The following is a 26,923-nucleotide window of genomic DNA, read 5'->3' on the forward strand; positions in this document are numbered from 1 at the left end:
GCGATGAGACAGGTTCGGCGCAGTTCACCGCTCTACGTCGTCGCGTTGATCGCGGCGGGTCTGATCGTCGGTCGACTGCTGCCGCCCCTCATCGTCCGGTTCGACGGCGCGTCGCCGCCGGTCCCCGGCTGGGCGGCCGCGATCGTGATGCTCTGCGGGGCCATCGCGATCGGTGCGCTGGCCTGGGGGACCTGGCAGAACCTGCACCGCCGGCAGCGCTGGTTCGCCGCCGAGCACGGCATCCGGTTGTTGGCGCTGGCCAAGGCCGCCGTGATGGTCGGCGGCGTGTTCACCGGCGGCTACGCCGGGTACGCGCTGGCCTACCTGGGCTCGTCCACCGAGATGGGCGAGATGAGGCTCTGGCGCTCGGCCGCCGCGGCCGGCGCCGCCCTGCTGCTGCTCATCGCTGCCCTCGTCCTCGAGTGGACCTGTCAGCTTCCGTCGGACGACGACGAGGAGAAGGCCAGCTCCTCCGACGCCGATCCCTCGCCTGCCTGAACGCGGTATCCATCCGTGACGCTCACTGCGGTGGGTGTCAGCGAGGTCTGGCATCGTCGTCCACCCGTCGTCATGATGGGGCTCGATCACCTCGACCGTGACGTGCAGGCTCTGACTCGCCAGGTCTTCGACCGGCCCGAGTAGGTCTCAGCGGCGCTGCCACCAGCGGCGCTGGGGCACGTCCTGCTGCCACGAGGCGTTCTGCCACGTCAGCAGCAGCCGCTCGCGAGCGCCGCGGGGCGCCCGGTCGGCGCGCACCGTGAACGTCGTGCCGTCGCGGTCCAGCGAGGTGGTCAGATCGGTCGGGCCGGCGTCGCCGGGCTGCCACGCCTGCCAGCGCAGTCGGACATCGGCGAGGTCTCCGGTGCCCGCGACGTGGACGCGGGCCTCACGCCCACGGAGGTCGACGCGGACGTCGTCCAGACGTACGCGCGTCGGCTTGCGGTCGAGTGCCTCGCGCGCGACCTGTGCCCAGTCCGCCAGGAAGGACTCGTGGCCGTGGGCGATCGCCCCGGCGCGAGCGCGGCCGCGCATCGACTCGAGACGTTCGCGGTCGGCCAGCAGATCGAGCGTCGCGTGCGCCAGGCGTGCAGCGTCTCCCGCCGGCACCAGCACCCCGTCGACGCCCGACTCGATCTGCTCGGCAGGGCCGTAGGGCACGTCGAACGCCAGGACCGGACACTCGCGCATGCGCGCCTCGAGGATGAACAGGCCGTAGCCCTCGAAGCGGCTGGTCAGCCAGGCGAGGTCGGCCTCCCACAGCCGGTCCGCCGCGTCCGGGACATGTCCGTGGAAGACCACGCGGTCGGCGACGCCACGCTCGGCGGCGCGGTCGCGCAGCCTCTGCTCCTCGTCGCCGTCGCCGTAGATCTCCAGCGTCGCGGTGGGGTGACGTGGCGCGACGAGGGCGAAGGCGTCGATGGCGCGGTCCAGCTGCTTCTGGGGGTGCAGCCGGGCGATCACGACGATCCGTCCGGGCACCCGCGCCGGTGGGGGCGTGGGCGGCTCGACGGCCTCCACGGGATTGGCCACGACGTGGAACTGGGGCAGGTCGCCGAAGCGCAGCCGCAGGTCGTGCCGCTGGCGTTCGGTCAGGGTGTTCAGGGCGTCGAACCGGTCCACGTGAGCCAGGGAGGACGCGTACGACGGCTCGAGCGGCGAGTCCCAACGGCGTTCGCCGCGCAGGTGGGGGTTGTGCATCTGGTGCATCAGGACGATTCGAGGATCGTCGAGCAGCCCCAGCTCCTCGGCGACGAACCGGCTGTCGCTGACCAGGAACACCGGCCCGTCCGTGGGGACGACCTGGCGGGTCCACCAGCGCCACAGGTCGCCGAGCCCGTCGCCGGCCAGCACGACGCGCCCGTCGCGGTCGAGCACGCGGGTGTCGCCGGCCATGTCGTCCGCCGGGGTGAAGGCGTACGTCGTCCCGTCGGGTCGCAGGTACTCCCAGGTGGTCTCGGTGCCGTCGTCGCGGAGGTGACGGCGCCGCCACGGGTAACCGTCCTCGACGTCGTCCTGCGTCCGGTCGGGCACGGGGACGGGCGGGGCCTCGACGGAGGGGAGCGCGGTCAGGTCCCGCTCGCGCAGGTCCTCGTGGAGGTTGACCAATCTGCTCTGCGGCAACAGCAGCCCTTCGGCCAGCAGGCCGGCCCGGATCGGATCGTAGGACGGGACCGGGTTGTAGGTCAGGATCGGGAAGTCGAGCCCCGCGGCGACGAACAGCCGGTGGCGGAGCAGGACCATGCGGGTCTGGCCGCCCGCACCGAGCCGGACGTTCCCGACGACGGAGAACCAGGCGCCGGCGGGGAAGGGTGTGGCCGGCTCGCCCGGTGCTGCAGCAGATGGCGACACGCGGCGAGCGTATAGCATCGACGCCGTCCGGGATGATCGGCGAAGGCGTAGGTGACATGGGCAAGCTGCGGTCGCTCACGCGGCGGGTGCGGGACCTGGCGACGGGTCCGGCGAAGCCCCTCGACGTCCTCGCCCGCGAGTTCCCTGCGCTGGTCCGCAAGCTCCCCAAGGACCTCGACGGCAGCGTCGAGGCGCAGCTGCGCGAGCGACTGCCCGAATGGCTGGACGGCGTCGACCGTGCCGCGCTGGTGCGTCGGGTCCCGTCCTGGGCGAAGGTCGCCCTGCACCATCTCGAGAACGACGACCTGGATGCCCTCCACGCCGCGCTCGACCACGGCCTGCTCGACGTGCGCCAGTTCGCCGCCGGACTCCACGAGGGCGAGCCGGTCGTGCACCTGCCGGGCTGGGACGATCCGTCGATCCCGCGCGAGACCTTCGTGCTGGCCACCTCCGAGACGCGCTTCGCCGGCGAGGTCGTCCGGGCGCGCGTGGTCGACGACCGCTTCGAGGCGGTCGTCCGTGCCGGTTTCGCGCACATCGACGCCGACGGTGCCGTGCCCGAGCTGGTCGTCGTCACGCCCGGGGTGCGGGCGGAGTGGATCGGCGAGACCTCGGGGCACCGCGGCGGCGCCGCGATGTGGCGCGAGACGTACGACCGCAGCACCTGGGCGATCGAGCTGCCGCTCTCGAGGATGGGCCCCGAGCAGGCGCTCGACCTCGAGGTCGAGGTGCGCCTCGCGGGACGCACCGCCGGCGGCCGCCTCGACCTCGTCGTGCCCGCCGACCCGATCGGCCCGGCCATCGACGGCATCGACCTCGAGCGCGGCACGATCGTGGTGCGCGGACGGGGTCTCACCACCGCGCCGACGCTGGAGTCGGCGTCCGTCACGGTGACGGCCGACGAGTTCAGCCGGCTGGGCTCCAGCTTCCGCGCCGTCTTCCCGGGCACCGCCGACCGCTGGGGCCGGGGCCTGCTTCCGCTCCCGGTGGGGGACTATGCCGTGATCGCGGACGGGCAGCCGGTGCCGCTGGCCGCGGAGCTGGTCGACTGGCCCGCCGACCTCGCCGACGGTCCGCTCGTGGGACACACCACGCACGACGGGCTGCGGCTGATCAAGCCGCGGCTGCCCGACGAGAACACGATGTACGGCCAGCGCTACCTGCGCGAGGCGTACGAGGCCCTCGAGGCCCCCGTCGACGCGCGTGCGGCGATGTTCCAGTGCTACTGGGCCGAGGTCGCCACCGACAGCCAGGCCGCGATCCACCGCGAGCTGCGCCGTCGCGACCCGCGGCTGCGGCTCTACTGGGGCACCGTCGACCACTCCGTCGCCCTGCCCGAGGGCGCCAAGCGCGTCATCGCCGGAACGCGCGAGTGGTACTCGGCGCTGGCGACCTCGAAGTTCCTCGTCAAGAACACCGAGGTGGGCGCGTACACGCGGCTGCGTCCGGGCCAGGTGTACCTGCAGACGTTCCACGGTCAGCCGTTCAAGCGCATGGGCCGGCCCGACTTCGTGCGGCGGATGGCGCCGTGGCGCGCCGAGTACGAGGCCACCACACGTCGCTCGGCCTACTGGGACGTCATCTGCCTGCCGTATCCCGAGGCTGCCGAGTTCTACCGTGAGGCCTACGACTGGGACGGTCCGGCGTTCGATCACGGACTGCCTCGCACCGACTCGCTGCTGGCCGACGACGCCGCCGAGGTGCGCCGCAGGACGCGGCGCCTGTTGGGCATCCGTGACGACCAGACGGCCGTCCTGCACGCCACCACGTGGCGTGAGGACCTGTCGCGCGGCGACAACACCTCGGCGGACCCCGGCCTCCTCGACGTCAAGGCCCTGGCCGAGCAGCTCGGTGACGACGTGGTCGTGCTGCAGCGCAGTCACCACTCCGTCGCCCGGTCCGACCAGCGCCACGGCAGCGGAGGAGGCGTCGTCGACGTCACCGACCATCCTGAGATCAACGACCTCGTGCTGGCTGCCGACCTCGCCATCTTCGACTACACGTCGCTGCGGTTCGACTTCGCGATCACCGGCAAGCCGATGATCTTCTTCGTCCCTGACCTCGAGAAGTACGAGAACGAGCTACGCGGCTTCCTGTTCCCGTTCGAGGAGTCGGCGCCCGGTCCGGTCGTGCGTGACTCCGGTGAGTTGGCGGGGCTCGTCCGTGACACCTCGTGGGCGGCCGAGCACGCCGACGCCTACGCCGCCTTCAACGAGCGGTTCAACCGGTTCCACGACGGGCACGCCGCCGAGCGGGTCGTCGACGGCCTGCTCGGGTGGGACGCGTGAGGCTGTTCAAGCGGGCGGCTCCCCAGCCGCTGCTCAGCGTCATCGTGCCGGTCCACAACGTCGAGGAGTACTTGGCGGAGTGCCTGGACTCGATCCTCGAGCAGTCGCAGGCGCCCTTCGAGGTGATCGTGGTCGACGACGGCTCGCCTGACGCCAGTGCGAAGATCGCCCGGAAGTACGCCCGCCGCGATGCTCGGGTGACGGTCGTGACCCGCCCGAACGGCGGCTTGAGCGCCGCGCGGATGACCGGCATCGAGCACGCCACGGCGCCCTACCTGACGTTCGTCGACTCCGACGACGTGGTGTCCGCCGAAGGGCTCTCCACTGCGGTCGAGATGCTCGAGCGCAGCGGCTCGGACTACGCGCTCCTGCCGTACGCGCAGTTCCGTGACGTGGACGCCCCTAGCCCCGCGCCGCCCTGGGTCGCCGACCTCTACGAGCCGCAGGCGCGGACGGTCACGGCCCACGAGAACCCCGAGGTGTTGGCCCAGGCGACGGCTTGGTCGAAGGTCTACCGCCGCTCCTTCTGGGATCGCGCCGCGCTCGAGTTCCGTCCCGGCGTCCTCTACGAGGACCAGGAGGTCACGGCGCGAGCCTTCGCGGCGGCGGACCGGATCGACCTCGTGCCGTTCCCGACCTACCTGTGGCGCATCCGCCCCGGCTCGATCACCCGCGAGGCCACCGAGCGGTCGATCGGCGCCTTCTTCGACGCGATCGCGCTGAGCCTCGACGCGCTAGCGGCCGTCCCCGGCGCCCGGGCGGTGCGGGCGTCGCAGGTGCTGTCGAACGACGTGCCGCGGTACCTGCGCACCCTCGCGAAGGTCACGGACGACGGCTATCGCGAGCGACTGTTCCGCGGCGCGCTCGACCTGCTCGCGGAGCCCGACCTCGACCTGTCGCAGTCGCCGGCCGAGGCCCGGGTCGTCTACGCGCTGCTGCGAGCCGGGAGGTCCTCCGACGTCGCGACGTTCGTCGAGAGGGGCGGCTTCGACCTGCCGTCCCTGCGATCGGACGACGTCGGCGGGCAGCCGGCGCTGGTGTTCCCGTTCGCCGGCGATCCCGACGTCCCCGATGAGGCTCGGGTCCTGTCCGAACGACAGACTCCCCTCGATGCGACGGTCCTGCGGGCGTACCTCGACGAGTCCGGCCTGCGCCTGACCGTCGCGGCCTGGCTGCGTCACGTCGACGGCGACCGGCCGACGTGCCGCGCGTGGCTGCGCGACATCACCGGCTGGGAGCGCGAGTTCACGGTGACCCCGGCCGACGAGTTCATCGGGCACCGGGTGCGCACCACGCGTCGCAGCAACGAGGACAGCGTCTGGGACCTCTCGCTCGCGTTGCCGGACCCCGACGACGTCGACGTGTCCGAGCTCGTCGTGGAGGTCACGCACCACGGCCGCACCCAGCGCGCGGTGGCGACGCGGATCGACCCGTTGGGCTCGGCTGCGATCCGGCAGGACGCCGGCGGTCCGACGCTCTCGGGTGAGGAGCCGTGGCTGCTCGACCGGCGCGACGTCGTGCTGTGGAAGGGCGAGCTGACGGACCCGGCGGACGTCGAGATCCCCGCCGAGCTCGGTGAGCACGAGGTGCCCGGCCTGGTCGACCAGGCGCTGGCTCTGCGGCTGCCGTGGGACTTCGAGCTGGAGGACCGCCAGGGCTACCTGGCGCTCGCCGGCCCGCGCCGACTCAAGGTCGTCGTCCAGCCGAAGGTCCCGCGCGAGCAACTGACCGTCTGGTGGCAGCGCGACCACGCGGCCGAGGGATCTCCTTCGACGTGATGCTTGTCCTGTTGGGCCGCGACCGACCGCCCGGCTGGTGTGAGAGTCACCACGTCACGCCGTGGTCCCGGGGCGGCCCGACCACCGTCGACGACGGTGTCCTGCTCTGCTCCCGACACCACCGTGAGGTGCACGATCAGGGCTGGCAACTCCGGCTCGATCGGGTCGAGAACGTGGTCGGGTTCAGACGGCGCGAGGGTCACGCGTGGCAACGTCACCACCGCTACCGAGCGCTCCCTCGCGAGCGACGCCGGAACAGCGAGAGGGTCGTCGCGCCGGTAGGTTGACGCCGTGGACCTCGTGCGCAGAGCGCTTCAACGGTTGCGCCGGCACAGTGCCGGCGATGCGCCGTCTCCTGCGGCGATGGCCAAGCGCGTCCGCACCGCCTTCCGCCTCGACGAGCCGGGCTGGCGTGCCCTCGTCGCCGAGGTCGCCGCGGCGGCTCCCGTTTGGTCCCGTGAGGACTGGCTGAACCTGCCGGTGCGCGATCGCGTGGCCCTGTACAGCGCATCGATCGACCACCGCGACGTCGTCGACATGCTGGCCGAGTCGCGCACCGTCCACGGCCCGTCCTTCCTCGTCGAGCGCGGCACCCACCGGATCCGGCTGGGCGAGCCGGTCGACGCGCCCGACTGGATGTTCGTGGCCCAGGAGCACGATCTCGTGGCCCGCGTCGCGGTCGAGGTGGCCGGCTCGTCGCCCGCCTACGTGGCGGGCACGTCGTTCATCTCCGGCATCACCTTCGACCCGACGGCTGACACGGTCGCCGTCGAGGCCACCACGAGCCGCGGCACGGTCGTGCCCGAGGTGACGATGCGGCCCGACGCGGTCGCCGACGCCGAGAGTGGCGAGCGGTGGGCCGACCAGACCGAGGCGTCCTGGTGGGTCCGGCTCGACCTCGACCGCAGCGAGCCGATCACCCTCGCCGTCACCGTGACCGTCGACGGCGTGGTCCGTCGCACCGAGATCACGATCCCGGCGCTCGATGAGCGGGTCCGCTCCGTCGATGTGCTCGCCACGGACGCCGGAGTGCGACTCACGGCCGACGGCGTGGACCTGCGGGTGGCCGCCCTGACGCAGGAGTGGGGAAGCGGTACGTCGCCGCTGAGCCTGGACGCGGTCGCCCAGCGATTCGGCACCGTCGCGACGATCCCGTCCGGCCGCTACGCGGTCACGGGGGACGTGCCCCTGGACCTCGACGACCCCGAGGCGCTGTGCCGGTCGCTGGCCGACCGGGCGATCGACTTCGTCGACCTGTTCGTCACCGCGCGCGGATGGTCGCCGGGCGAGGCGGACGTCTCGCTCGTCGTGCGCAACCCGATCCCCGTCGCGGACCGCGGCCGCCGCCGCCAGCGGCTGCTGCTCGACGAGATCCGCGAGCACGCGGGGCCGTTGCGCGAGCGCGCCGTCGTCATGTGCTTCAGCGGCACCGGCGCCGGTGACAGCGTCGCCCCGATCGCCCGCGGCCTGGTCGAGCGCGGCATCCCGGTCGACTGGATCGTCACCGACCACTCCGTGGCCGTGCCCGAGGGCGTGCGCCCGGTGCTGCTGCACTCGCGCGAGTGGCACGAGGCCTTCACGCACGCCCGGTACTTGGTCAACAACGCCGAGTTCCCGCACTACGTCCGGTTCCGCGAGGGCCAGCGCTACCTGCAGACCTGGCACGGCACGCCGCTCAAGCGGATCGGCCACGACATCGAGAACTCGCGGTTGACGGCCGGCTACACGGCTGCCATGGAGCGCGAGGCCAAGGCCTGGGAGGCGCTGCTGGCGCAGAACGCCTACGCCGCCGGGGTGCTGCCCCGGGCGTTGGCGTCCGGGGCGCGCACGATCGTCGAGGGCTACCCCCGCAACGACGCGCTCGCGCTGGACGGTGACGACGGGCCCGTGCGACGCCGGACCCGCGAGGCGTTCGGCCTCGGGGACGAGCTCGTCGTCCTCTACGCGCCCACGTGGCGTGACTCCGCCCGGGACGCCCGCGGCCGGCGGGCCTTCGTGTCGCACCTGGACGCGGCCCGGGTCCACGAGCGCACCGGTGCCACCGTGCTGGTCCGCAGCCACAGCAACGCGGCCGCGGGGCGCGGCCTGCTCGCCTCGCCGGGGGTCGTGGACGTGACGGCCCACCCCGACATCACGGCGCTGCTGGCGGCGGCGGACGTGCTGGTGACCGACTACTCCTCGGTGATGTTCGACTTCGCCGTCACCGAGCGGCCGCAGATCCTGCTGGTGCCCGACGCCGCCGAGTACCGCGACGAACGCGGCTTCTACCTCGACCTGCACGAGATGCCGCCCGGCCCCGTCGTCACCTCGACGGACGAGGCGATCGACGTCCTGATGAACGGTGACACGTCCGGCGCGGACCGCACCGCGTTCCGGCAGCGGTTCGCACCGTTGGACGACGGCGGGGCCACCGACCGGGTGCTCGACGCGTGGCTGGGGCCCGTCTCAGGCCTCTAGCAGGCCCAGGAGATAGTCGCCGTAGCCGCTCTTGACCAGCGGACGGGCGAGCGTCGCCAGCTCGTCGTCGGTCAGCCAGCCCTGGCGCCAGGCGATCTCCTCGGGGCACGAGACCTTGAGTCCCTGTCGCTTCTCGATCGTGCGCACGAAGGCGCCCGCGTCGGCGAGGTCGTCGAACGTGCCGGTGTCGAGCCACGCGGTGCCGCGGGGGAGGACCTCGACCTGCAGCGTCCCCTCGTCCAGGTAGGTGCGGTTGAGGTCGGTGATCTCGAGCTCGCCGCGGGCCGACGGCTCCAGCACGCGGGCGCGCTCGAGGACGGAGTTGTCGTAGAAGTACAGGCCGGGCACCGCGTAGTTGCTGCGTGGCTTCTCGGGCTTCTCCTCCAGGGAGATGGCCCGTCCCGTCTCGTCGAACTCGACGACGCCGTAGGCCGTGGGGTCGGCCACGTGGTAGCCGAACACGGCCGCGCCCACGGTGTGGTCGAACCGGTGCAGGCTGGTGCCGACGCCCGCCCCGTAGAAGATGTTGTCGCCCAGGACGAGCGCCGCGCCCTCGGCGCCGACGTGGTCCGCGCCGATGATGAACGCCTGCGCCAGGCCGTCCGGCGAAGGCTGCTGGGCGTATGTCAGGTTCACGCCGAAGCGGGAGCCGTCGCCCAGGAGACGCTCGAACGCCTCGGCGTCGTGGGGCGTCGTGATGATCAGGATGTCCCGGATGCCCGTCGCCATGAGGGTCGACAGCGGGTAGTAGATCATCGGCTTGTCGTAGACGGGGACGAGCTGCTTGCTGACGCCGAGGGTGATCGGGTGCAGTCGCGAGCCGGTTCCCCCGGCCAGAATGATGCCACGCATGGGTTGCACCCTATGCGATCGGCGGGACCGAGGCCGCGGGGCGGACGGTACGCTCGTGCGCATGCGATTGCTGGTCACCGGCGGTGCCGGGTTCATCGGGTCCAACTTCGTCCGTCAGGTGGTGGACCGCACGGACGACCGCGTCACCGTGCTGGACAAGCTGACCTACGCCGGAAGCCGTGAGTCCCTCGCAGGTCTGCCCGAGGACCGGGTCTCGCTCGTCGTCGGGGACGTCGCCGACTCCGAGCTGGTCGACTCGCTCGTCGCCGAGCACGACGCGGTCGTGCACTTCGCGGCCGAGTCGCACAACGACAACTCCCTCGTCGGGCCGCGGCCGTTCCTGGACACCAACATCATCGGCACGTTCGCGCTGCTCGAGGCCGTGCGCAAGCACGACGTGCGCTACCACCACATCTCCACCGACGAGGTCTACGGCGACCTCGAGCTGGACGATCCGCAGCGGTTCACCGAGTCGACGCCGTACAACCCGTCGAGCCCGTACTCGTCGACGAAGGCCGGCTCCGACCTGCTCGTCCGGGCCTGGGTGCGCTCGTTCGGCGTCCGCGCGACGATCTCGAACTGCTCCAACAACTACGGACCGTTCCAGCACGTCGAGAAGTTCATCCCGCGCCAGATCACGGGCCTGATCGACGGCATCCGCCCGCGGCTGTACGGCGAGGGCCTCAACGTCCGCGACTGGATCCACGTCGACGACCACAACTCGGCCGTCCTGACGATCCTCGAGTCCGGACGCATCGGCGAGACCTACCTCATCGGCGCCGACGGCGAGAAGTCCAACCGCGAGGTCGTCGAGGCGCTGCTGCAGCTCTTCGGCCGCGAGCCCGACGACTTCGAGCACGTGACCGACCGCCCCGGGCACGACCTGCGCTACGCGATCGACTCCACGAAGCTGCGCACCGAGCTGGGCTGGACCCCGCAGTTCTCGGACTTCTCGGCCGGACTCGAGGACACGGTGCGCTGGTACCGCGAGAACGAGGACTGGTGGCGGCCCGCGAAGGCGGCCACCGAGGCCAAGTACGCCGCAGCGGGACAGTGAGGGAGCGCCGATGAAGATCGAGACCACTCCCGTCCCGGGCCTGCTCGTCGTCCACCTGGACGTCCACGGCGACAACCGCGGCTGGTTCAAGGAGAACTGGCAGCGCGAGAAGATGGTCGACGCCGGGCTGCCCGACTTCGGGCCCGTCCAGCAGAACATCTCGTTCAACGGCACCGCCGGCACGATCCGCGGCATCCACGCCGAGCCGTGGGACAAGTACGTCTCGGTCGCAGCCGGCCGTGCGTTCGGCGCCTGGGTCGACCTGCGCGAGGGCGAGTCCTTCGGCGCCACCTTCTGGGTCGAGCTGAACCCGCAGACCGCGGTGTTCGTGCCGCGTGGCGTCGCCAATTCGTTCCAGGTCCTTGAGGACGGCACGGCGTACACGTACCTGGTCAACGACCACTGGAGCGCCGACGCCGTCTACGCGAACGTGAACCTGCTCGACCCCGAGCTGGCGATCCCGTGGCCGCTGCCCATCGCCGAGATGTCCGACAAGGACAAGGCGCACCCGATGCTGGCCGACGTCCAGCCCATGGCGCCGCGTCGCACGGTCGTGATCGGCGCCGGGGGACAGCTCGGCAAGGCGCTGCAGAAGCTTCTCCCGGACGCCGAGTTCCACGACTTCCCCGAGGTCGATCTCTCCAGGCCCGAGACCCTCGACACGATCGACTGGAACGGCGTCGGCACGCTGATCAACGCCGCGGCGTACACGAACGTCGACGGGGCCGAGACGCCCGAGGGCCGCACCCTGTGCTGGGCCATCAACGTCACGGGCGTCGCGGCGATGGCGCGAATCGCGATCGCGCACGGGCTCACCTTCGTCAACGTCTCGAGCGACTACGTCTTCGACGGCACCGTCGAGGAGCACGAGGTCGACGAGGCGGTCTCGCCGCTGAGCGTCTACGGCCAGACCAAGGCGGCCACCGAGGCCGTGACGTCGGTCGTGCCGAAGAACTACCTCGTCCGCACCAGCTGGGTCGTCGGCGAGGGCGCCAACTTCGTCGACACGATGCGCCGCCTCGCCCGCAACGGCGTCTCGCCGTCGGTGGTCGACGACCAGTTCGGTCGCCTCACGCCGGCCTCGGTGCTGGCCGAGGGCATCGTCGACCTGGTCCGTTCGGGCGCTCCGTACGGCATCCACCACGTCACCGGCCGTGGTCCGGTCGAGACGTGGGCCGACATCGCGCGTCGCGTCTTCGCCGAGGAGGGCCGCGATCCCGCGGACGTCACCGGCGTCACGACCGAGGAGTACCTGGCGGGCAAGGCCGCCGCGCCCCGCCCGCGTCACTCCGCCCTGCGGCTGCCGGACTGACGGTCTCGCGATGGCCCGCATGCTGACCCCGCTCCCTGCGGCCGAGTTCGCCCGGATCTGCGAGCGGATCGACGACGGCACGGTCGAGCGCGCCGATCTGAAGGCCGCCACCAAGCACCTGCTGGCCCTGCTGCAGCGCAAGGCGCCCGGGCACAGCGTCGAGGTGCGGATCCCGCCGTTCGCGGCGATCCAGTGCATCGAGGGAGCCAGTCACACGCGGGGGACCCCTCCGGCGGTGGTCGAGACCGATCCCGAGACCTGGATCGCCCTGGGTCGCGGCACGCTCGCGTGGACGGACGCCTCGGTGCGCGCCAGCGGCGAGCGGTCCGACCTCACGCCACTGCTCCCGCTCGACCGGGGGACGGGTCGGTAGAATCCGGCGCATGCGTCTACGACTCCTGGCCCTGCTGATCCTCGCCGTGCCCGTGCTCGCCGCCTGCGGTGGCGACGACGAGGGTGACTCCAGCGCCGGGAAGTGCACGTACGTCGAGGAGGGCTCGGCCGCGAAGGAGGCCAAGCTGCCGCCGTCCGAGCCGAAGTCCGCGGACACGCTCACCGTCGCCACGAACCGCGGGGACATGAAGCTGACGCTGACGCCCGACGCCGCGCCCTGCACGGTCAACTCCTTCGTCTCCCTCGCCGAGCAGGGCTACTTCGACGGCACGAAGTGCCACCGCCTGGTGCCGGGCTTCGTGCTGCAGTGCGGCGACCCGTCCGCGACGGGCGCCGGGGGACCGGGCTACAGCTTCGACGACGAGCTGAGCGGTGACGAGACCTACCCGGCGGGCACGCTGGCGATGGCCAACGCCGGCCCCGACACGAACGGCTCGCAGTTCTTCATCGTGCTCGCCGACGCCCAGCTGCCGCCGAGCTACACCGTCTTCGGCAAGGTCGACGACTCCGGCCTGGCCGTCGCGCGCGCCATCGAGAAGGACGGCAACGGCCCGGACGGCGTGGCCCCCGCCAAGGACGTCGTCATCGAGTCGGTCTCCTGACCGCGACGGCTCAGACCTGCCGGCCGCCGGCCCAGTAGGGCTTGCGCAGGTCGCGCTTGAGGATCTTGCCCGAGGGGTTGCGCGGCAGCATCTCGACGACGTCGATCGTGCGGGGCACCTTGTAGTGCGCCAGGTGCTCGCGCGCCCAGGCGATGATCTCGGCCTCGGTCGCGTGGGCGCCCGGTCGCAGGGCGACCACGGCCTTGACCGACTCGCCCCACGTCTCGTCGGGGACGCCGATGATGGCGACCTCGAGCAGGTCGGGGTGCTCGGACAGCACGCGCTCGACCTCCGGCGAGTACACGTTCTCGCCACCGGTGATGATCATGTCCTTGATCCGGTCCTCGACGTAGACGTAGCCGTCCGCGTCGATGTGGCCGATGTCGCCGGTGCGGACCCAGCCGTCCCCGGCGTAGAGCTCGGCCGTGGCGTCGGGCCGACCGTGGTAGCCGGGCGTGGCCTGCGCGGTGCGGAACCACAGTTCGCCGGCCTCGCCGGGGGTCACGTCCTGCAGGGTGGCCGGGTCGACGACGCGCGCCTCGACGCCCGGGATGGGCTTGCCGGCGGAGAGCAGTCGCTCGGGGTGCTCGAGGTCGCGGTGCTCGTCGTCGTGCAGCATCGTCACGACGCCGCAGAACTCGGTCAGGCCGTACACCTGGTAGAACGCCGTGTCCGGCCAGTGCTGCTGGGCACCGCGCAGGATCGTCTGGGGCATCGGGGCCGCGCCGTAGGAGAACGCACGCAGGCCGCTGAACAGCTTCATCGCGTCGTCTCCGGCCTGCAGCAGCATCGCCACGACGGCGGGCACGAGGAACGCGTGGGTGACGCCGGCCATCATGGCGCCGGCCAGCGCCGTGGGCTCGACCTCGCGGATGATGTGCCCCGGCACCCGGTTCTTGATCCCGAACATCGCGTACGAGGTGCCGCCGACGTGGAACATCGGCATCGCCACGAGCATCTTCGAGCCCTCGGGGTACTCGATGCCCGCATCGGCGTTCTCGGTGTGGGCGACGAGGTTGCGCTGGGTCAGCAGGACGCCCTTGGGCCGCCCGGTCGTGCCGGAGCTGTACATCACGACGACGGGGTCGTCGGGGCTCGTGTCGGGCGACTGGTCGAGCGGCTCGCCGGCGGACTGCCACGCCTCGAACTCGTCGGCCTCACCGCCCATCACGATGATCTTCTCGACCGTCGTGAGCTGGTCGCGGATGACCTCGACCTGGTCCATCAGCTCGGCGCCGACGAACAGCAGCTTCGCGCCGGAGTCGTTGATCGTGTAGTCCAGCTCGTCGCCGGCGAGGCGCCAGTTGACGATCGCGGTGGCCGCGCCGACGAGGCTGGCGCCGAGCACCAGCTGCAGGATCGCCGGGTTGTTCTTGTCGACCACGGCGATGTGGTCGCCGTGGCCGACGCCGTCGGCCGACAGGGCGCCCGCGGTACGGCGCACCGACTCCCACGCCTGCGCCCACGTCCACTCGCGACCCTCGTAGATCCACCCCGTCTCGTCGGGGGCGGCGTCCGCTGCGGCGCGGGCGTGGTCGGCGATGAACGTGGCGTCGGTCATGGGGTCTCCTGAGGGACGGTGACGAGACAGTGGCTGTGAGGTGGCTCACACGGTAGCCGCCCCGAGTCCCGAGTGGAAGACTTCCAAGCAGCCATGACTGTTTGTGTCGGCTTCTCGACCTTCCCGTGGTGGTCATGGCGCCCGTGGGTGGCCGCTAGACTGAATCCGTGCCCCGCGGAGATGGTCTCCTGACCCACGAGCTCGACCCCGCCGATGCCGGACCCCAGGACGCCTGTGGTGTCTTCGGTGTCTGGGCGCCCGGTGAGGAAGTCGCGAAACTGACGTACTTCGGCCTCTATGCCCTGCAGCACCGCGGGCAGGAGTCGGCCGGCATCGCGGTCAGCAACGGCCGCCAGATCCTGGTCTACAAGGACATGGGACTCGTCTCCCAGGTCTTCGACGAGGCCACCTTGGAGTCCTTGCAGGGCGAGGTCGCGATCGGCCACGCGCGGTACTCCACCACCGGCGCCAGTGTCTGGCAGAACGCGCAGCCGACGTTCCGCCCCACGGCGCAGGGGTCGGTCGCGCTGGGCCACAACGGCAACCTGACGAACACCCACGAGCTCGTCCAGCTGCTGCTCGAGCGCACGGCCGGCGACCCGAAGTCCGCTCACGCCGAGACCGCCACGACCGACACCTCCGTCATGGCCTCGCTGTTCGCGTCCTACCGTGACCGCTCGGTCGAGGACGCCGCGCTCGAGGTCCTGCCGAAGCTGCGTGGTGCCTTCTCGCTCGTGTTCATGGACGAGACCACCCTCTATGGCGCCCGCGACCCCCAGGGCATCCGCCCGCTCGTGCTCGGCCGGCTGGAGCGCGGCTGGGTCATCGCCAGTGAGACCGCCGCCCTCGACATCGTCGGCGCCTCGTACATCCGTGAGATCGAGCCCGGCGAGTTCGTCGCCATCGACGAGAACGGCCTGCGCAGCAGCCGGTTCGCCGAGGCCGCGCCCAAGGGCTGCATCTTCGAGTACGTCTACCTGGCGCGCCCTGACACCACGATCAGCGAGCAGCGCGTGTTCAGCGTGCGCGAGCGCATCGGCCGCAAGTTGGCGCGCACCGCCCCGGTCGAGGCCGATCTGGTCATCCCGGTGCCGGAGTCGGGCACCCCGGCGGCGATCGGGTACGCCGAGGAGAGCGGCATCCCGTTCGGCCACGGCCTGGTCAAGAACTCCTACGTCGGGCGGACCTTCATCCAGCCGTCCCAGACGATCCGCCAGCTCGGCATCCGGCTCAAGCTCAACCCGCTGCGCGACGTCATCGCCGGCAAGCGCCTCGTGGTCGTCGACGACTCGATCGTCCGCGGCAACACCCAGCGCGCGCTCGTGCGGATGCTGCGCGAGTTCGGCGCGGCCGAGGTGCACGTGCGGATCTCGAGTCCGCCGGTGAAGTGGCCCTGCTTCTACGGCATCGACTTCGCCTCGCGCGCCGAGTTGATCGCCACCGGCCTGAGCGTGGACGAGATCCGCCGTTCCATCGGCGCCGACAGCCTGTCCTACGTCGAGCTCGACGACCTGATCGAGGCGACCAACGTCCCGGGCGACAACCTCTGCCGGGCCTGCTTCGACGGGGTCTACCCGATCGAGCTGCCCGACGACGACCTCATCGGCAAGCACCTCCTGGAGCTGCCGGCCAACGGGACCGAGCCCTTGAAGGTGATCCAGTGACCTCGTATGCCTCCGCCGGAGTCTCGATCGAAGCGGGCGACCGCGCCGTCGAGCTCATGAAGCAGTGGGTCGCCCGCGCGACCCGGCCCGAGGTCGTGGGCGGGATCGGCGGCTTCGCCGGCCTGTTCGACGCCTCCGCGCTCAAGTCCTACACGCGGCCGTTGCTGGCCACCAGTGCCGACGGCGTCGGTACCAAGGTCGCCATCGCCCAGGCGATGGACCGCCACGACACGATCGGCTTCGACCTCGTCGGCATGCTGGTCGACGACCTCGTGGTCTGCGGCGCCGAGCCGCTGTTCCTGACCGACTACATCGCGACCGGCAAGGTCGTGCCCGAGCGGATCGCCGACATCGTCAAGGGCATCGCCGAGGCGTGCGCCGAGACGGGCACCGCCCTGCTCGGCGGCGAGACCGCCGAGCACCCGGGCCTGCTGGCCCCCGACGAGTACGACATCGCCGGCTCCACCACGGGTGTCGTCGAGGCCGACCGCCTGCTGGGCGCCGATCGGGTCCGCGCGGGCGACGTCGTGATCGCGATGGCGTCCTCGGGTCTGCACTCGAACGGCTACTCGCTGGTGCGTCACGTCTTCTTCGACATCGCCGGGTGGAAGCTCGACCGCGAGGTCCCCGAGTTCGGCCGCACCCTGGGCGAGGAGCTCCTCACGCCCACGCGGCTCTACACCAAGCCCTGCCTGGCGCTGGCCGACGCCGTCGAGGTGCACGCGATGTCGCACATCACCGGCGGAGGCCTGGCGGCCAACCTCGAGCGGGTGCTGCCCGAGTCGGTCTCGGTCCGGCTCGATCGCTCGTCTTGGACCCCGGCGCCGGTCTTCGGCCTGGTCGGTCAGCTGGGTGGCGTCGCCCAGGCCGATCTGGACCAGGCGCTGAACATGGGCGTCGGCATGGTCGCGATCGTGGCCCCCGACGCCGCCGACGCGGCCGTCTCCCTGCTGGCCGAGCACGGCGTCGACGCCTGGATCGCGGGCGAGGTCGGCGCCGCCGACGAGCACGGACCGGGCGGTTCGGTCACTCTCATCTGAAATATTCGCTGCAATACCGGTTCGCGAACGCGCCGAACCGGGGGCCCTGCATGCTTTCTGGGAACGTTTCGGTACGCTTGGGAGCACGACATTGTGAACCACTGAGTGCGAGGGGGTCGAGCCCATGGGCCGCGGCCGTGCGAAAGCGAAGCAGACCAAGGTCGCTCGCGATCTCAAGTACCGGACATTGGACACCGATTTCAATGATCTGGCCCGAGAGCTTCACGGAGAGTCCGGTGACCCGATCCCGGATCAGTACGTAGATCTCGCCAAGGAACTGGGAGGCCCGGCCGCCAGTTGAGCAGCTGGGCGATGTCTCCTTCCGTCGTCTGACGACGGACTCCACTGAAGCGACACCTGTAGGGCACCGTGGTGCCCGGGCGGCTCCGGCGGTCGGTCTCACCGACCGCCGGAGCCTTTCGTCATCGGGAGATCTTGCTGGGCCACCAGAACCAGCGGCCGCACAGCGCCACGATGGCCGGTGTCGCGACGCCACGCACCAGCACGGTGTCCAGCAGCACGCCGAATCCGACGATGACGCCGAGCTGCGCCAGCAGCACGAGCGGCAGCACGCCCAGGACGGCGAACACGGCGGCCAGCAGGATGCCGGCGCTCGTGATGACGCCGCCCGTGACGGCGAGCGCCTTGACGATCGATGCCGTCGCATCGCCCGTCACGACCATCTCCTCGCGCGCTCGCGCGGTCAGGAAGATGTTGTAGTCCACGCCCAGCGCGACCAGGAAGATGAACGCGAGCAGCGGCGTGCTGACGTCCATCGCCGACCAGCCGAGCACCCGGTCGAACAGCACCCAGCCGACGCCCAGGGCGGACAGGTAGGACAGCACGGTCGTCGCACACAGCAGGACCGCGGCCACGACCGAGCGCAGCAGCACCAGCAGCATGATCAGCACGATCACGAGCACGATCGGGATGACGCGCCAGCGGTCGTCGGACGCCGTCTGGTTCTCGTCCAGGGCCTGCGCGTCGGTGCCACCGACGAGCGAGTCCGGATCGGCGTCGTGCACGGCCGTGCGGAGGCCTTCGATGGTGGTCAGGGCCTTCTCGCTCTCGGGCTCGACCGAGAGCACGACCTGCACCTCGGCGAGGTCGTCCGACGCGTTCGCGGGCCGGGCGCTCTCGACGCCCTCGACCTGGTTCGCCGCGGCCACGACGGACTCGACCTTGTCCGGTGAGGTGACCACCGTGGTCGGCGAGGAGATGCCGGCGGGGAACGCGTCCTGCAGGGTCTCCTGGGCGGTGATCGACTCCGGGGTGTCGAGGAACTGCTCGCTCTGGCCCAGGCCCGTGTTCAGGCCCAGCAGGCCCGCGGCCATGGCCGTCAGCACCGCGAGGGCCGCGATCGTGGTCGGCCACGGCCTGGAGGTGACCGCCTTGCCGACGCGGAACCACCAGCCCTTCTCGGCCGGGTCGGCGTCGCCCTCGTGCGGGACGAACGGCCAGAACAGCCAGCGACCCGGGATGACCATGGCCGAGGGCAGCACGAGCAGGGCGAACGCCACGGCGACCGCGATGCCGAGCGCACCGGACCAACCGATCGCGCTGACGAACGGCGAGTCGGCGATCAGTAGCGACAGCAGTGCGAGGACCACGGTGCCCGAGCTGGACAAGATGGCCGGGGCCGCTCCGCCGAGGGCGGTGCGCATGGCCTCGTGCCGCGACGAGTGGCGGCGCAGCTCCTCGCGATAGCGGGCGATCAGCAGCAGGGCGTAGTTGGTGCCGGCGCCGAAGACGAGGACGGACGTGATGCCGGTGATGGAGCCGTCGATGCCCACGTCGAACGCGCCCGAGACGCCCTCGAGCGCGCGGGCGGCCACTCGGTCGCCGATGCCGATGACGGTCAGGGGCACGAGCCACAGCCACGGGCTGCGGTACGTGACGATGAGCAGGATGGCCACGACCGCGGCGGTGACGGCCAGCAGGCGCACGTCGGCACCGGCGAACACGGCACCGAGGTCGGCCTGGACGGCCGGTGCGCCCGTGACCTGGGCCTTCACGCCGTCGGGCAGGTCCTGCTTCGCGAGGTCACGCAACTCCTTGACCCGGTCCTTGTTCTCGTCGGACTCCAGGCCCGTCTCGAACGGCACGGCGACAAGTGCGGCGGACTGGTCCTCGGCGGGCACCGGCGGGCTGACCTCGACGCCGAGCTCGGACGCGATGACGCGCGAGCGTTCGGCGATCGCCGCCAGGTCACGCCCGTCGAGTCCGCTGTCCTTGGAGTAGACGACGATGGCCGGCGCCTCGTCCGCGTTCGGCAGCTTCTTCAGCGCGGCCCGGGCCTGGGACGACTCCGCGGAGTCCGGCAGGTTCGAGCCGGCCTCCGAGCCGGTGGTCGGATCGGGCGCGAACGCCATGATCAGGCCGGCGACCACGAGGCCGAGCAACACGACCACGATCGATCGCTTGGGGCCCACGAGATGAGCCAGGGGAAAGGTGCGTTGAGCGCGGCGATTCACGCTAGAAGGTTAAACTGTCTAACGAAATTCCGCTCAGTCCGGTCCGTGTCGTGCGACGCGGATCAGGCGACGGGCAGGGAGAGAGCGCCGTCGACGAGGCCGTGCAGGTGGCGCCGGAATCGCTCGAATGTCGGGTGATCCGTGGGCTGGGCCCGGGTGCCCGTGGGGTCGACCACGCCGGCCCGGCTGAAGGCGTGGGTCGTCCACACGATCGTGTAGACGAGCAGGTCCAGGTCGGCGTCCGTCGTGACGTGGGCGCTCTCGAGCAGCGCGCGGACGCGACCGGCGACCCGCTCGACGAGCGGGCCGGTGAACTCGCTCTCGAGTTCGGACAGCATCTCGCCCTCGGCGAGCCACCGTCGCATCCACAGTGCGGGGACGTCGGGGTGGGCCACGCAGAAGCTCAGGTACGCGTCGATGAAGGCGTGCAGTCCGGCGCGCGCCGCCTCGGGTGTCGACTCGGTGTCGGGGAGGGTGGTCAGCGCCTGCTCGACGGAGTCGCGCTGGGCGATGTGCGCCTCGCGCATGACCTCGCGGTAGAGGTCGCTCTTGCCGCCCACGTGATAGGCCACCGTGGCGATGTTGAGGCCGACGGCCTCGGCGATCGCGCGCGTGCTGGTGGCGTCGTACCCGCGCTCGGCGAACAGCCGCGAGGCGGCGGCCAGGATGCGGTCACGGCTCGACGGCTGCTCGCTCATGGCGTCACCCTACGCCATGGCTCCATCAGTTGATGGATCCCGTTTCTCCTGGTGAGAGTTGCTTGCGCTCCTCTCCATCATGCGATTGAATGACCGCGTCGAGACGCACGTCACACGAAGGAATCACCCACATGCCTGCTCATGTCGCCGTTGTCGGCGCCGGCGCCGCCGGTCTGACGACCGCCAAGTCACTGCTGGACGAGGGCCTGGACGTCACCGTCCTGGAACTGGGCGACCGGCCCGGCGGCCTGTGGGTCCAGGGGAACGCCAGCGGCCTGTCGCCGGCCTACGACTCGTTGCACCTCAACACGAGCAAGGGCCGCACCGAGTTCGCGGACTTCCCGATGCCGGCCGACTGGCCCGACTACCCGTCCGCCGCGATGATCGCGGGCTACCTCGCGGACTACGCCGAGCGCTTCGGCGTCACCGAGCGGATCCGATTCGGGACCGAGGTCGTTTCGGTCGACCGCACCGACACCGGCTGGACCGTCGTGTCCCGCACGGGCGACGTCGAGACCTCCGAGACCTTCGACGCGGTCGTCGTCGCGAACGGCCACAACTGGGACCCGCGCTGGCCCGAGCCGCAGTACCCCGGGACGTTCGACGGCGAGCAGATGCACGCGCACGACTACCGCAGCGCCTCGCAGTTCGCGGGCCGGCGCGTCATGGTCGTCGGGATGGGCAACTCCGCGATGGACATCGCGGTCGACGCCTCGTACGTGGGCAGCGGCCCGGTGCTGCTGTCGGCGCGCCACGGCGTCCACATCGTGCCGAAGTACCTCTTCGGCCGGCCCGCCGACGCGACCGGCGCCCTGTTGTCGGCGCTGCCGTGGCGGGTTCGCCAGAAGGTCGCCGAGACGATGCTGCGAGTCGCCGTGGGCACGCCGCAGTCGTACGGCCTCCCTGCCCCCTCGGGCGGCCTGTTCCAGAACCACCCGACGATCAGCGACACGATCCTGCACCGCGTCACGCACGGCGAGGTCGTCGCGCGGCCCGGTATCGAACGCTTCGAGGGATCGCGCGTCCATTTCACGGACGGCACGTCCGACGAGGCCGACGTCATCGTGTGGGCGACCGGCTATCGCGTCACGATCCCGTTCCTGGGTGAGCGGTGGATCGGCGCCGACCCGGAGCGGCTGCCGCTCTACCAGCGGGTGTTCCACCTCGACGACCCCGGTCTGGCGTTCGTGGGACTCATGCAGTCGACGGGCGCCGCGCTGCCCGTGGTCGAGGCACAGGGCAAGCTCGTCGCGGCGCACCTCGGCGGCCGCTACGGCCTGCCCGCGCCGGACGAGCAGCGAGCGGTCGTGGAGTCGACGTATGCCGCCGCCGTCGCCCGATGGGGGAACAAGCGGCCCATGATGCGCATCGACTTCGACGAGTACGTCGCTGCCGTGCCGAAGGAGATCGCTGCCGGCGCCGCCCGCGCCGATCGCGGCGCCGTCACCTTCCGTCCCGTCTCCCAGGAGGTCCCCGCATGAAGCTCTCGCTCCTGACACCCCGCCGGCCCGCCGCCGGGCGCCGTGTCCTCATCACCGGCGCGTCTGGCACGCTCGGCCGCGAGCTCGGCCGCCGTCTCGTCTCCGAGGGGGCCGTCGTGGTCGGCCTCGACATCGCCCCGGCGGGGGACGAGCCCTTCGAGGTCGTCGCGTGCGACATCACCGACGACGACTCGGCCGCAGCCGGTGTCGCCCGGGCCATCGACCTGCTCGGCGGGCTCGACGTGCTGGTCAACAACGCCGGCATCGGCGGGCCTGCCCCGGCCGAGCTCGCGCCCGGCGACGAGGTCCGTCGTCAGCTCGAGATCAACCTGGTCGGCACGTGGCGGATCACGGCGGCGTGCGTGGACGCGCTCGTCGCGTCCCGCGGCCGCGTCGTCATGGTCACCTCGCGCATGGCCGTCATGCAGTTGCCGCTGGCAGCGGCGTACGGCGCCTCCAAGCGCGCGATGGTCGCCTATGCCGATGCCCTGCGACTCGAGCTGGGCACGCACGTGGGGGTCACCTGCGTCTATCCGTCCGCCGTCCGCAGCCCCATCCACGACTCCACCCGCGAGGCGGGGCTGTCCCTGGAGGGCATGAGCAGCTACGAGTCCCTCGAGGGCGTCGTCGACGCGATCCACCTCGCGGCGCTGTCGGCTCGGGCCCGCCGCGACATCACCACCACGGGCAGGGGAGCGGTGGAGTTCTTCCTGTCCCGGCACCTGCCGCAGGTCACCGACGGGATCGTCCGCCGCACCCTCGCCGGCCGCGCCGCCGCCGGCGCCTTCGACGGTGCCGAGCTCGCCGCCGGCGTCGTCGCACGTCACCGGGGAACGGCGGGCGTCCGATGAGCGCCCGTGAGGACGCGCCCATCGACGAGTCGACCCGCGCGCCCGTCGGCGCCCTGTCCGCCTACGCCTCCGGCTCGTTCGGCATGGGCGTCTGGGTCACGGTGCCCGGCCTGCTGCTGCTGTACTTCCTGACCGACATCCTCGGGGTCGCCGCCGCTCTCGCCGGCCTGACCCTGCTGCTGCCGAAGATCATCGACGTCGTCATCCACCCGATGATCGGCTCGCGCTCGGACCGCCAGGCGCGAGCACTCGGACACCGGCGCCGCATGATGACCGGGGGCGTGGCCCTCGGCCTGGCGATGGTGGCCATGTTCACGGTCCCGTCCTCGCTCGAGGGCGCACCCGCCGCCGCATGGGTCGGCGGTTGGTACATCGTCGGCAACCTGCTGTTCGCGATGTTCCAGGTGCCTTACCTGACCACGCCGTCCGACCTGCGGATCGGCTACCACGAGCGCACCCGCGTCTTCATGTTCCGGATGCTGTTCCTGACGGTCGGACTGCTGGGCGCCGGCGTCGCCGCACCTGCTCTCGTGTCCAGCGAGCAGCGCGGCGACTACACGACGATGGCCGCCGTCCTGGCCGTCGTGATGGTCGTGTCGGCTCTCGTGGCGATCCTGGGCGTGCGCCGGCTGACCGACGCGTGCGGCTTCCGGGCACCGGCCGAGTCCGCCGGGCACTCGACGATCGCGGACGTGAAGGTGGCCTGGGCCGATCGCGACTTCCGCATGCTGGTCCTGTCCTACCTGTTCACCGGCACCACGACCCACCTGTTCATGGCGGCGCTGCCGTACTTCACGCGCTACGTCTTCGACAGCGCGGGCCTGACGGCGGTGTTCATGGGCTGCTTCCTCGCTCCCGCGGTGCTGGCCGGCCCGATCTGGCTGAGGCTCTCCCGCAGGATCGGGAAGCAGCGCGGTCTGCTGCTCTCCCAGCTGATCTTCGTCGTCGGTTCGCTGGCGGTGGCGCTGGGCGCGTGGCTGGACGCGGTCGCCGTGTCCGTCGTGGTCGTCGCGGTCATGGGCTTCGCGTTCGCCGGCCTGCAGCTGTTCGCCTTCTCGATGGTGCCGGACGCCGTCGCGGCCGCGGAGGAGAAGGGGGACTCCCAGGCCGGCGCGTACACGGGGGTCTGGACGGCCACCGAGGCGCTGGGAACGGCGGCCGGGCCGTACCTGTACTCGGCCGCGCTGGCCGTGGGCGGCTTCGTCTCCAGCACCGCCGACGTCGAGGTGACGCAGCCCGAATCGGCGATGAAGGCGCTGCTGTGGGGCTTCACCGTGCTGCCGGCCGCACTGATGGTCGTGGCGATCGTGTTCCAGCGCCGCTACCGGCTCGACCCCGCTCGCCGATGAGTGATCAGCTCCTCGCCGGACTGTCGTCCGGCGACCTCGTCCTGCTCGCCGTCCTCGTCGGAGCCTTCGCCCAGGCGACGACCGGCATGGGATTCTCCCTCGTCGCCGCACCCGTGCTGATCGCCGTGCGCGGGCCGGCGGAGGGGGTCGCCCTGGTCGTGCTCCTGGCGGCCTGCTCGTCGGGGCTGCCGCTCCTGCGGGAGGGGCGCCACGCCCAGCGGCGCGACGCGCTGCGGCTCCTGGTCCCCACACTCGCCGCGACACCGCTGATCGCCTGGGCGCTGGCGCCCCTCGACCACACGTGGCTCGCGGTCGCCGGCGGGATCGGCGTCGTCGTCGGCGTGGCGATGCTCGCGTCCGGATGGCGGTCGGCATGGCTGCGTCGGCCTGCGGGCACCATCGCGACGGGCATCATGAGCGCCGGCCTGAACGTGGTGGGCGGAGTGGGCGGGCCACCCGTCGGTCTCTACGCCGCCAACTCGACCTGGACCCCCGCGCAGACCCGCGGCACGCTGCACACGTTCCTGATCGTGCAGAACCTCGTCACCGCCGTGGTGGTCGGCCTGGTGCTGCCGTCGTGGCAGATGCTGGCTGCGCTCGGGGTCGGCACGGTGGTCGGGCTGGTCGTCGCGCCGCGGCTGTCGATCGGCGCGGCCCGCGCGGGGATCCTGTGCGTCTCGGCGGTCGGCGGGATGGCCCTCCTGCTGAGCGCCGCCTGACGGTCAGGGGAGCCGGATCTGCCCGAGTCGTCCGATCTCGCGGATGCGCTGCTCGGCCTGGCGGTCCGCGGCCTCCGCGGTCGTGATGTCCTCGCTCGCCGCGCGCTCCAGCACGGACAGGGTCGTGTCGAAGATGCCGGTCGCCCGGGCCTTCGCCCGCTCGAACGAGAACCCGCTCGGATCCAGCTCGTCCGCCACCTGGATCACGCCGCCGGCGTTCACGCAGTAGTCGGGCGCGTAGACGATCCCCCGGTCGGAGAGCAGCTTGCCGATGCCCTCGTGGGCCAGCTGGTTGTTGGCCGCGCCGGCGACGACCTTCGCGGTCAGCGTCTCGAGGCTCTTCTCGTCGAGCGCACCGCCGAGGGCGCAGGGCGCGTAGACGTCGAGGTCGGCTGCGATGAGGGCGTCGGTCGACTCGGCGACCTCGATCGAGGGGTACTGCTGCACCAGACGCGCCACCGCCTCGGAGTCGATGTCGGTGACGACGACGCGCGCGTCCTCCTCGACCAGGTGGGCGGCCAGGTGCCGTCCGACCTTGCCCACACCGGCGATGCCGACGCGCTTGCCCGCCAGCGACGCGTCGCCCCAGGCGAACTGCGCCGCCGCCCGCATGCCCTGGTGGACGCCGAAGGCGGTCAGGACGCTGGAGTCGCCGGCGCCGCCGTGGTCGACCGTCCGGCCGGTGACGAAGTCCGACTCGCGCGCGATGACGTCCATGTCGGTGGAGTAGGTGCCCACGTCGCAGGCGGTGAAGTAGCGCCCGTTCAGCGACTGGACGAAGCGGCCGTAGGCCCGCAGCAGCGCCTCGGACTTGTCGGTGCGCGGGTCACCGATGATGACGGCCTTGCCGCCGCCCAGGTCGAGTCCGGCGAGCGCGTTCTTGTAGGCCATGCCCTGGCTGAGGTTGAGGACGTCCGCGAGCGCGTCGGTCTCGGAGGCGTAGGGGAAGAAGCGGGTGCCACCCAGGCCCGGGCCCAATGCGGTGGAGTACAGGGCGATGATCGCCCGCAGACCGGAGGCCTCGTCATGACAGAACACGACTTGCTCGTGGTGGGTTCCGAAGCTGCTGGGCGCGCCCATGAGTCCTTCTTCCTGGCCGGGAGGGGTGGTTCCGGACCGGTCTGAATCGGTGACGACCGGGGGTGGTGGCCGTTGCGCCCGATGCTACTCGGGTACGTCGCCGGCGGCCGTCCGCCGAGCCAGCTGACGGTCCATCCGGCGGAAGAACGGCGCGGTCGCCCGGGTGACGATGCCGGGGGCCAGGGCCATCGACGTCTCGCCGGCGACGCCGAACGCGCTCGCGATCCGCGAGGGGCGCGACACGACGGCGCGCTCGATCCAGCGGGCCGCGTCGTCGGGGCTCATCATCTTCATCGCCCGGTAGATCTCGGTGCCCCCGGACATCGGGGTGCGCACCATCGGGAAGTGCACCGTCGAGGTCGTGATCCCCGCGTGACCCAACTCCGCAGAGAGGGAGCGGACGTACGACTCGAGGGCGCTCTTGCTGGCCAGGTAGGCCGAGAAGAGAGGGATCGGCACCTGGGTCGACAAGGTCGAGCTGACGACCACGTGCCCGCGCCCCTGCGCCAGCATCGAGGGCAGTACGAGGTGGATCAACCGCACGGACGCGAAGTAGTTGATCGCCATGACCCGCTCGTGGTCGTGCAGCCGGTCGAAGGACTCGACGATCGGGCGCCGGATCGAGCGGGCCGCGTTGTTCACCAGGACGTCGATGCGGCCGTTTGCACCGAGGACCTGATCGACGGCGGCGGCAGTGGAGTCGTCGTCGGTGAGGTCGACCGGGTACGCCTCGGCGGCTCCTCCCTCGGCGCGGATGGCGGCGGCGAGGGACTCCAGCTCGTCGGCGCGCCGGGCCAGGAGGCACACCGTCGCACCGCGTGCGGCGAGGCGTCGCGCGGCGGCCGCGCCGATCCCGCTGGAGGAGCCCGTGACGACGATGACCTGTCCGGCCGGATCGATGCCCATGGCGTGTGAGCG

24 protein-coding genes are annotated in these 26,923 nt (G+C 71.4%); 17 read left to right on the plus strand and 7 right to left on the minus strand.

The genetic code is table 11. The features are described 5' to 3' along the window. The first annotated feature begins 3 nt into the window (after nucleotides 1–3). Both GL325_RS07090 and GL325_RS07095 read left to right on the plus strand, forming a co-directional pair. Complete coding sequence (locus GL325_RS07090) at nucleotides 4–498, plus strand: DUF3180 domain-containing protein (RefSeq protein WP_154596480.1); 495 nt, start codon at nucleotides 4–6, stop codon at nucleotides 496–498. A 15-nt stretch (nucleotides 499–513) separates the two neighbouring features. Then, on the plus strand, nucleotides 514–642 hold the full coding sequence (locus tag GL325_RS07095; RefSeq protein ID WP_255499434.1) for a hypothetical protein: 129 nt from the start codon (nucleotides 514–516) through the stop codon (nucleotides 640–642). Between the two features lie 3 nt (nucleotides 643–645). On the opposite strand, the gene GL325_RS15950 is transcribed toward GL325_RS07095, so the two are convergent. Continuing rightward, entirely contained in the window at nucleotides 646–2,349 is a 1,704-nt protein-coding gene (locus GL325_RS15950; protein ID WP_187769095.1) for a glycosyltransferase, read from the minus strand. 56 nt (nucleotides 2,350–2,405) lie between these two features. Between GL325_RS15950 and GL325_RS07105 the strand changes: the two genes are divergently transcribed. The 4 genes from GL325_RS07105 to GL325_RS07120 all read left to right on the plus strand — a co-directional run bounded on the left by GL325_RS07105 (nucleotide 2,406) and on the right by GL325_RS07120 (nucleotide 8,872). Beyond that, on the plus strand, nucleotides 2,406–4,637 hold the full coding sequence (locus GL325_RS07105; RefSeq protein WP_187769096.1) for a CDP-glycerol glycerophosphotransferase family protein: 2,232 nt from the start codon (nucleotides 2,406–2,408) through the stop codon (nucleotides 4,635–4,637). After that, complete coding sequence (locus tag GL325_RS07110) at nucleotides 4,634–6,415, plus strand: glycosyltransferase family 2 protein (RefSeq protein ID WP_187769097.1); 1,782 nt, start codon at nucleotides 4,634–4,636, stop codon at nucleotides 6,413–6,415. The genes GL325_RS07105 and GL325_RS07110 overlap by 4 nt, the downstream gene beginning before the upstream one ends. Further along, the gene (locus tag GL325_RS07115; RefSeq protein ID WP_187769532.1) at nucleotides 6,415–6,702 is read left to right on the plus strand and encodes an HNH endonuclease signature motif containing protein; all 288 of its coding nucleotides are present in this window, start codon (nucleotides 6,415–6,417) and stop codon (nucleotides 6,700–6,702) included. Before GL325_RS07110 ends, GL325_RS07115 begins: the two co-directional genes overlap by 1 nt. Nucleotides 6,703–6,778: 76 nt before the next feature. After that, nucleotides 6,779–8,872: a CDP-glycerol glycerophosphotransferase family protein gene (locus GL325_RS07120; protein ID WP_187769098.1), complete on the plus strand. Its 2,094-nt coding sequence runs from the start codon at nucleotides 6,779–6,781 to the stop codon at nucleotides 8,870–8,872. On the opposite strand, the gene rfbA is transcribed toward GL325_RS07120, so the two are convergent. After that, nucleotides 8,861–9,724 carry a glucose-1-phosphate thymidylyltransferase RfbA gene (rfbA, locus tag GL325_RS07125; protein ID WP_187769099.1) on the minus strand — a complete coding sequence of 288 codons (864 nt, stop codon included), beginning with the start codon at nucleotides 9,722–9,724 and terminating at the stop codon, nucleotides 8,861–8,863. The two genes, GL325_RS07120 and rfbA, sit on opposite strands and share 12 nt — an antisense overlap. 61 nt (nucleotides 9,725–9,785) lie before the next feature. Here rfbA and rfbB point away from each other — a divergent pair, with 61 nt between their 5' ends. Genes rfbB through GL325_RS07145 form a run of 4 tightly spaced genes read left to right on the plus strand, consistent with a single transcriptional unit; the run spans nucleotide 9,786 to nucleotide 13,088 of the window. Continuing rightward, nucleotides 9,786–10,781: a dTDP-glucose 4,6-dehydratase gene (gene rfbB / locus GL325_RS07130; protein ID WP_154596487.1), complete on the plus strand. Its 996-nt coding sequence runs from the start codon at nucleotides 9,786–9,788 to the stop codon at nucleotides 10,779–10,781. Between the two features lie 10 nt (nucleotides 10,782–10,791). After that, nucleotides 10,792–12,093 (plus strand): bifunctional dTDP-4-dehydrorhamnose 3,5-epimerase family protein/NAD(P)-dependent oxidoreductase, encoded by a 1,302-nt coding sequence (locus tag GL325_RS07135; RefSeq protein ID WP_187769100.1) that lies wholly within the window; start codon nucleotides 10,792–10,794, stop codon nucleotides 12,091–12,093. 10 nt (nucleotides 12,094–12,103) lie between these two features. Further along, nucleotides 12,104–12,466: a sterol carrier family protein gene (locus tag GL325_RS07140; protein WP_223111069.1), complete on the plus strand. Its 363-nt coding sequence runs from the start codon at nucleotides 12,104–12,106 to the stop codon at nucleotides 12,464–12,466. A 10-nt stretch (nucleotides 12,467–12,476) separates the two neighbouring features. Beyond that, complete coding sequence (locus GL325_RS07145) at nucleotides 12,477–13,088, plus strand: peptidylprolyl isomerase (protein WP_187769101.1); 612 nt, start codon at nucleotides 12,477–12,479, stop codon at nucleotides 13,086–13,088. A gap of 10 nt (nucleotides 13,089–13,098) precedes the next feature. On the opposite strand, the gene GL325_RS07150 is transcribed toward GL325_RS07145, so the two are convergent. Beyond that, nucleotides 13,099–14,649 (minus strand): long-chain-fatty-acid--CoA ligase, encoded by a 1,551-nt coding sequence (locus GL325_RS07150; protein WP_187769102.1) that lies wholly within the window; start codon nucleotides 14,647–14,649, stop codon nucleotides 13,099–13,101. A 167-nt stretch (nucleotides 14,650–14,816) separates the two neighbouring features. On the opposite strand from GL325_RS07150, the gene purF reads away from it, so the two are divergent. The 3 genes from purF (at nucleotide 14,817) to GL325_RS07165 (ending at nucleotide 17,654) form a co-directional block, all read left to right on the plus strand. After that, complete coding sequence (gene purF, locus GL325_RS07155; protein ID WP_187411570.1) at nucleotides 14,817–16,313, plus strand: amidophosphoribosyltransferase; 1,497 nt, start codon at nucleotides 14,817–14,819, stop codon at nucleotides 16,311–16,313. Then, nucleotides 16,310–17,353, plus strand: coding sequence for a phosphoribosylformylglycinamidine cyclo-ligase (purM, locus tag GL325_RS07160; RefSeq protein WP_187411569.1), 1,044 nt, complete (start codon nucleotides 16,310–16,312; stop codon nucleotides 17,351–17,353). Before purF ends, purM begins: the two co-directional genes overlap by 4 nt. Nucleotides 17,354–17,477: 124 nt before the next feature. Continuing rightward, nucleotides 17,478–17,654, plus strand: coding sequence for a DUF3073 domain-containing protein (locus GL325_RS07165; protein WP_146826240.1), 177 nt, complete (start codon nucleotides 17,478–17,480; stop codon nucleotides 17,652–17,654). 121 nt (nucleotides 17,655–17,775) lie between these two features. Here the strand turns inward: GL325_RS07165 and GL325_RS07170 are convergent, their stop codons facing one another. Both GL325_RS07170 and GL325_RS07175 read right to left on the minus strand, forming a co-directional pair. Further along, nucleotides 17,776–19,827 (minus strand): MMPL family transporter, encoded by a 2,052-nt coding sequence (locus GL325_RS07170; RefSeq protein WP_223111070.1) that lies wholly within the window; start codon nucleotides 19,825–19,827, stop codon nucleotides 17,776–17,778. 62 nt (nucleotides 19,828–19,889) lie between these two features. Further along, nucleotides 19,890–20,525 carry a TetR/AcrR family transcriptional regulator gene (locus GL325_RS07175; RefSeq protein ID WP_187769103.1) on the minus strand — a complete coding sequence of 212 codons (636 nt, stop codon included), beginning with the start codon at nucleotides 20,523–20,525 and terminating at the stop codon, nucleotides 19,890–19,892. A 131-nt stretch (nucleotides 20,526–20,656) separates the two neighbouring features. On the opposite strand from GL325_RS07175, the gene GL325_RS07180 reads away from it, so the two are divergent. The 4 genes from GL325_RS07180 to GL325_RS07195 are packed head-to-tail and all read left to right on the plus strand — an operon-like array spanning nucleotide 20,657 to nucleotide 24,925. Further along, the gene (locus GL325_RS07180; protein ID WP_187769104.1) at nucleotides 20,657–22,006 is read left to right on the plus strand and encodes an NAD(P)/FAD-dependent oxidoreductase; all 1,350 of its coding nucleotides are present in this window, start codon (nucleotides 20,657–20,659) and stop codon (nucleotides 22,004–22,006) included. Further along, nucleotides 22,003–22,857 (plus strand): SDR family oxidoreductase, encoded by an 855-nt coding sequence (locus GL325_RS07185; RefSeq protein WP_154596493.1) that lies wholly within the window; start codon nucleotides 22,003–22,005, stop codon nucleotides 22,855–22,857. The genes GL325_RS07180 and GL325_RS07185 overlap by 4 nt, the downstream gene beginning before the upstream one ends. Continuing rightward, nucleotides 22,854–24,206, plus strand: a complete 1,353-nt coding sequence (locus GL325_RS07190) for an MFS transporter (protein ID WP_187769105.1) — start codon at nucleotides 22,854–22,856, stop codon at nucleotides 24,204–24,206. The genes GL325_RS07185 and GL325_RS07190 overlap by 4 nt, the downstream gene beginning before the upstream one ends. Continuing rightward, entirely contained in the window at nucleotides 24,203–24,925 is a 723-nt protein-coding gene (locus GL325_RS07195) for a TSUP family transporter (protein WP_154596495.1), read from the plus strand. Before GL325_RS07190 ends, GL325_RS07195 begins: the two co-directional genes overlap by 4 nt. A 3-nt stretch (nucleotides 24,926–24,928) precedes the next feature. On the opposite strand, the gene GL325_RS07200 is transcribed toward GL325_RS07195, so the two are convergent. Continuing rightward, a complete protein-coding gene (locus tag GL325_RS07200; protein ID WP_187769106.1) occupies nucleotides 24,929–26,005 on the minus strand; it encodes a Glu/Leu/Phe/Val dehydrogenase dimerization domain-containing protein in 1,077 nt (358 codons plus the stop codon). An 84-nt stretch (nucleotides 26,006–26,089) separates the two neighbouring features. After that, entirely contained in the window at nucleotides 26,090–26,911 is an 822-nt protein-coding gene (locus GL325_RS07205) for an SDR family NAD(P)-dependent oxidoreductase (RefSeq protein WP_223111071.1), read from the minus strand. Between the last annotated feature and the right edge of the window lie 12 nt (nucleotides 26,912–26,923).

The sequence above is a fragment of the Aeromicrobium sp. 636 genome, from assembly GCF_024433585.1.
Taxonomy (GTDB): Bacteria; Actinomycetota; Actinomycetes; order Propionibacteriales; family Nocardioidaceae; genus Aeromicrobium; species Aeromicrobium senzhongii.

Bases quoted from the DNA above. Each gene is read 5' to 3' on its own strand.
- GL325_RS07090 (WP_154596480.1), top strand. From the start codon at position 4: ATGAGACAGGTTCGGCGCAGTTCACCGCTCTACGTCGTCGCGTTGATC.
- GL325_RS07105 (WP_187769096.1), top strand. From the start codon at position 2,406: ATGGGCAAGCTGCGGTCGCTCACGCGGCGGGTGCGGGACCTGGCGACG.
- GL325_RS07115 (WP_187769532.1), top strand. From the start codon at position 6,415: ATGCTTGTCCTGTTGGGCCGCGACCGACCGCCCGGCTGGTGTGAGAGT.
- GL325_RS07120 (WP_187769098.1), top strand. From the start codon at position 6,779: ATGGCCAAGCGCGTCCGCACCGCCTTCCGCCTCGACGAGCCGGGCTGG.
- rfbA (WP_187769099.1), bottom strand. From the start codon at position 9,724: ATGCGTGGCATCATTCTGGCCGGGGGAACCGGCTCGCGACTGCACCCG.
- rfbB (WP_154596487.1), top strand. From the start codon at position 9,786: ATGCGATTGCTGGTCACCGGCGGTGCCGGGTTCATCGGGTCCAACTTC.
- GL325_RS07135 (WP_187769100.1), top strand. From the start codon at position 10,792: ATGAAGATCGAGACCACTCCCGTCCCGGGCCTGCTCGTCGTCCACCTG.
- GL325_RS07140 (WP_223111069.1), top strand. From the start codon at position 12,104: ATGGCCCGCATGCTGACCCCGCTCCCTGCGGCCGAGTTCGCCCGGATC.
- GL325_RS07145 (WP_187769101.1), top strand. From the start codon at position 12,477: ATGCGTCTACGACTCCTGGCCCTGCTGATCCTCGCCGTGCCCGTGCTC.
- GL325_RS07150 (WP_187769102.1), bottom strand. From the start codon at position 14,649: ATGACCGACGCCACGTTCATCGCCGACCACGCCCGCGCCGCAGCGGAC.
- GL325_RS07165 (WP_146826240.1), top strand. From the start codon at position 17,478: ATGGGCCGCGGCCGTGCGAAAGCGAAGCAGACCAAGGTCGCTCGCGAT.
- GL325_RS07175 (WP_187769103.1), bottom strand. From the start codon at position 20,525: ATGAGCGAGCAGCCGTCGAGCCGTGACCGCATCCTGGCCGCCGCCTCG.
- GL325_RS07180 (WP_187769104.1), top strand. From the start codon at position 20,657: ATGCCTGCTCATGTCGCCGTTGTCGGCGCCGGCGCCGCCGGTCTGACG.
- GL325_RS07185 (WP_154596493.1), top strand. From the start codon at position 22,003: ATGAAGCTCTCGCTCCTGACACCCCGCCGGCCCGCCGCCGGGCGCCGT.
- GL325_RS07190 (WP_187769105.1), top strand. From the start codon at position 22,854: ATGAGCGCCCGTGAGGACGCGCCCATCGACGAGTCGACCCGCGCGCCC.
- GL325_RS07195 (WP_154596495.1), top strand. From the start codon at position 24,203: ATGAGTGATCAGCTCCTCGCCGGACTGTCGTCCGGCGACCTCGTCCTG.
- GL325_RS07200 (WP_187769106.1), bottom strand. From the start codon at position 26,005: ATGGGCGCGCCCAGCAGCTTCGGAACCCACCACGAGCAAGTCGTGTTC.
- GL325_RS07205 (WP_223111071.1), bottom strand. From the start codon at position 26,911: ATGGGCATCGATCCGGCCGGACAGGTCATCGTCGTCACGGGCTCCTCC.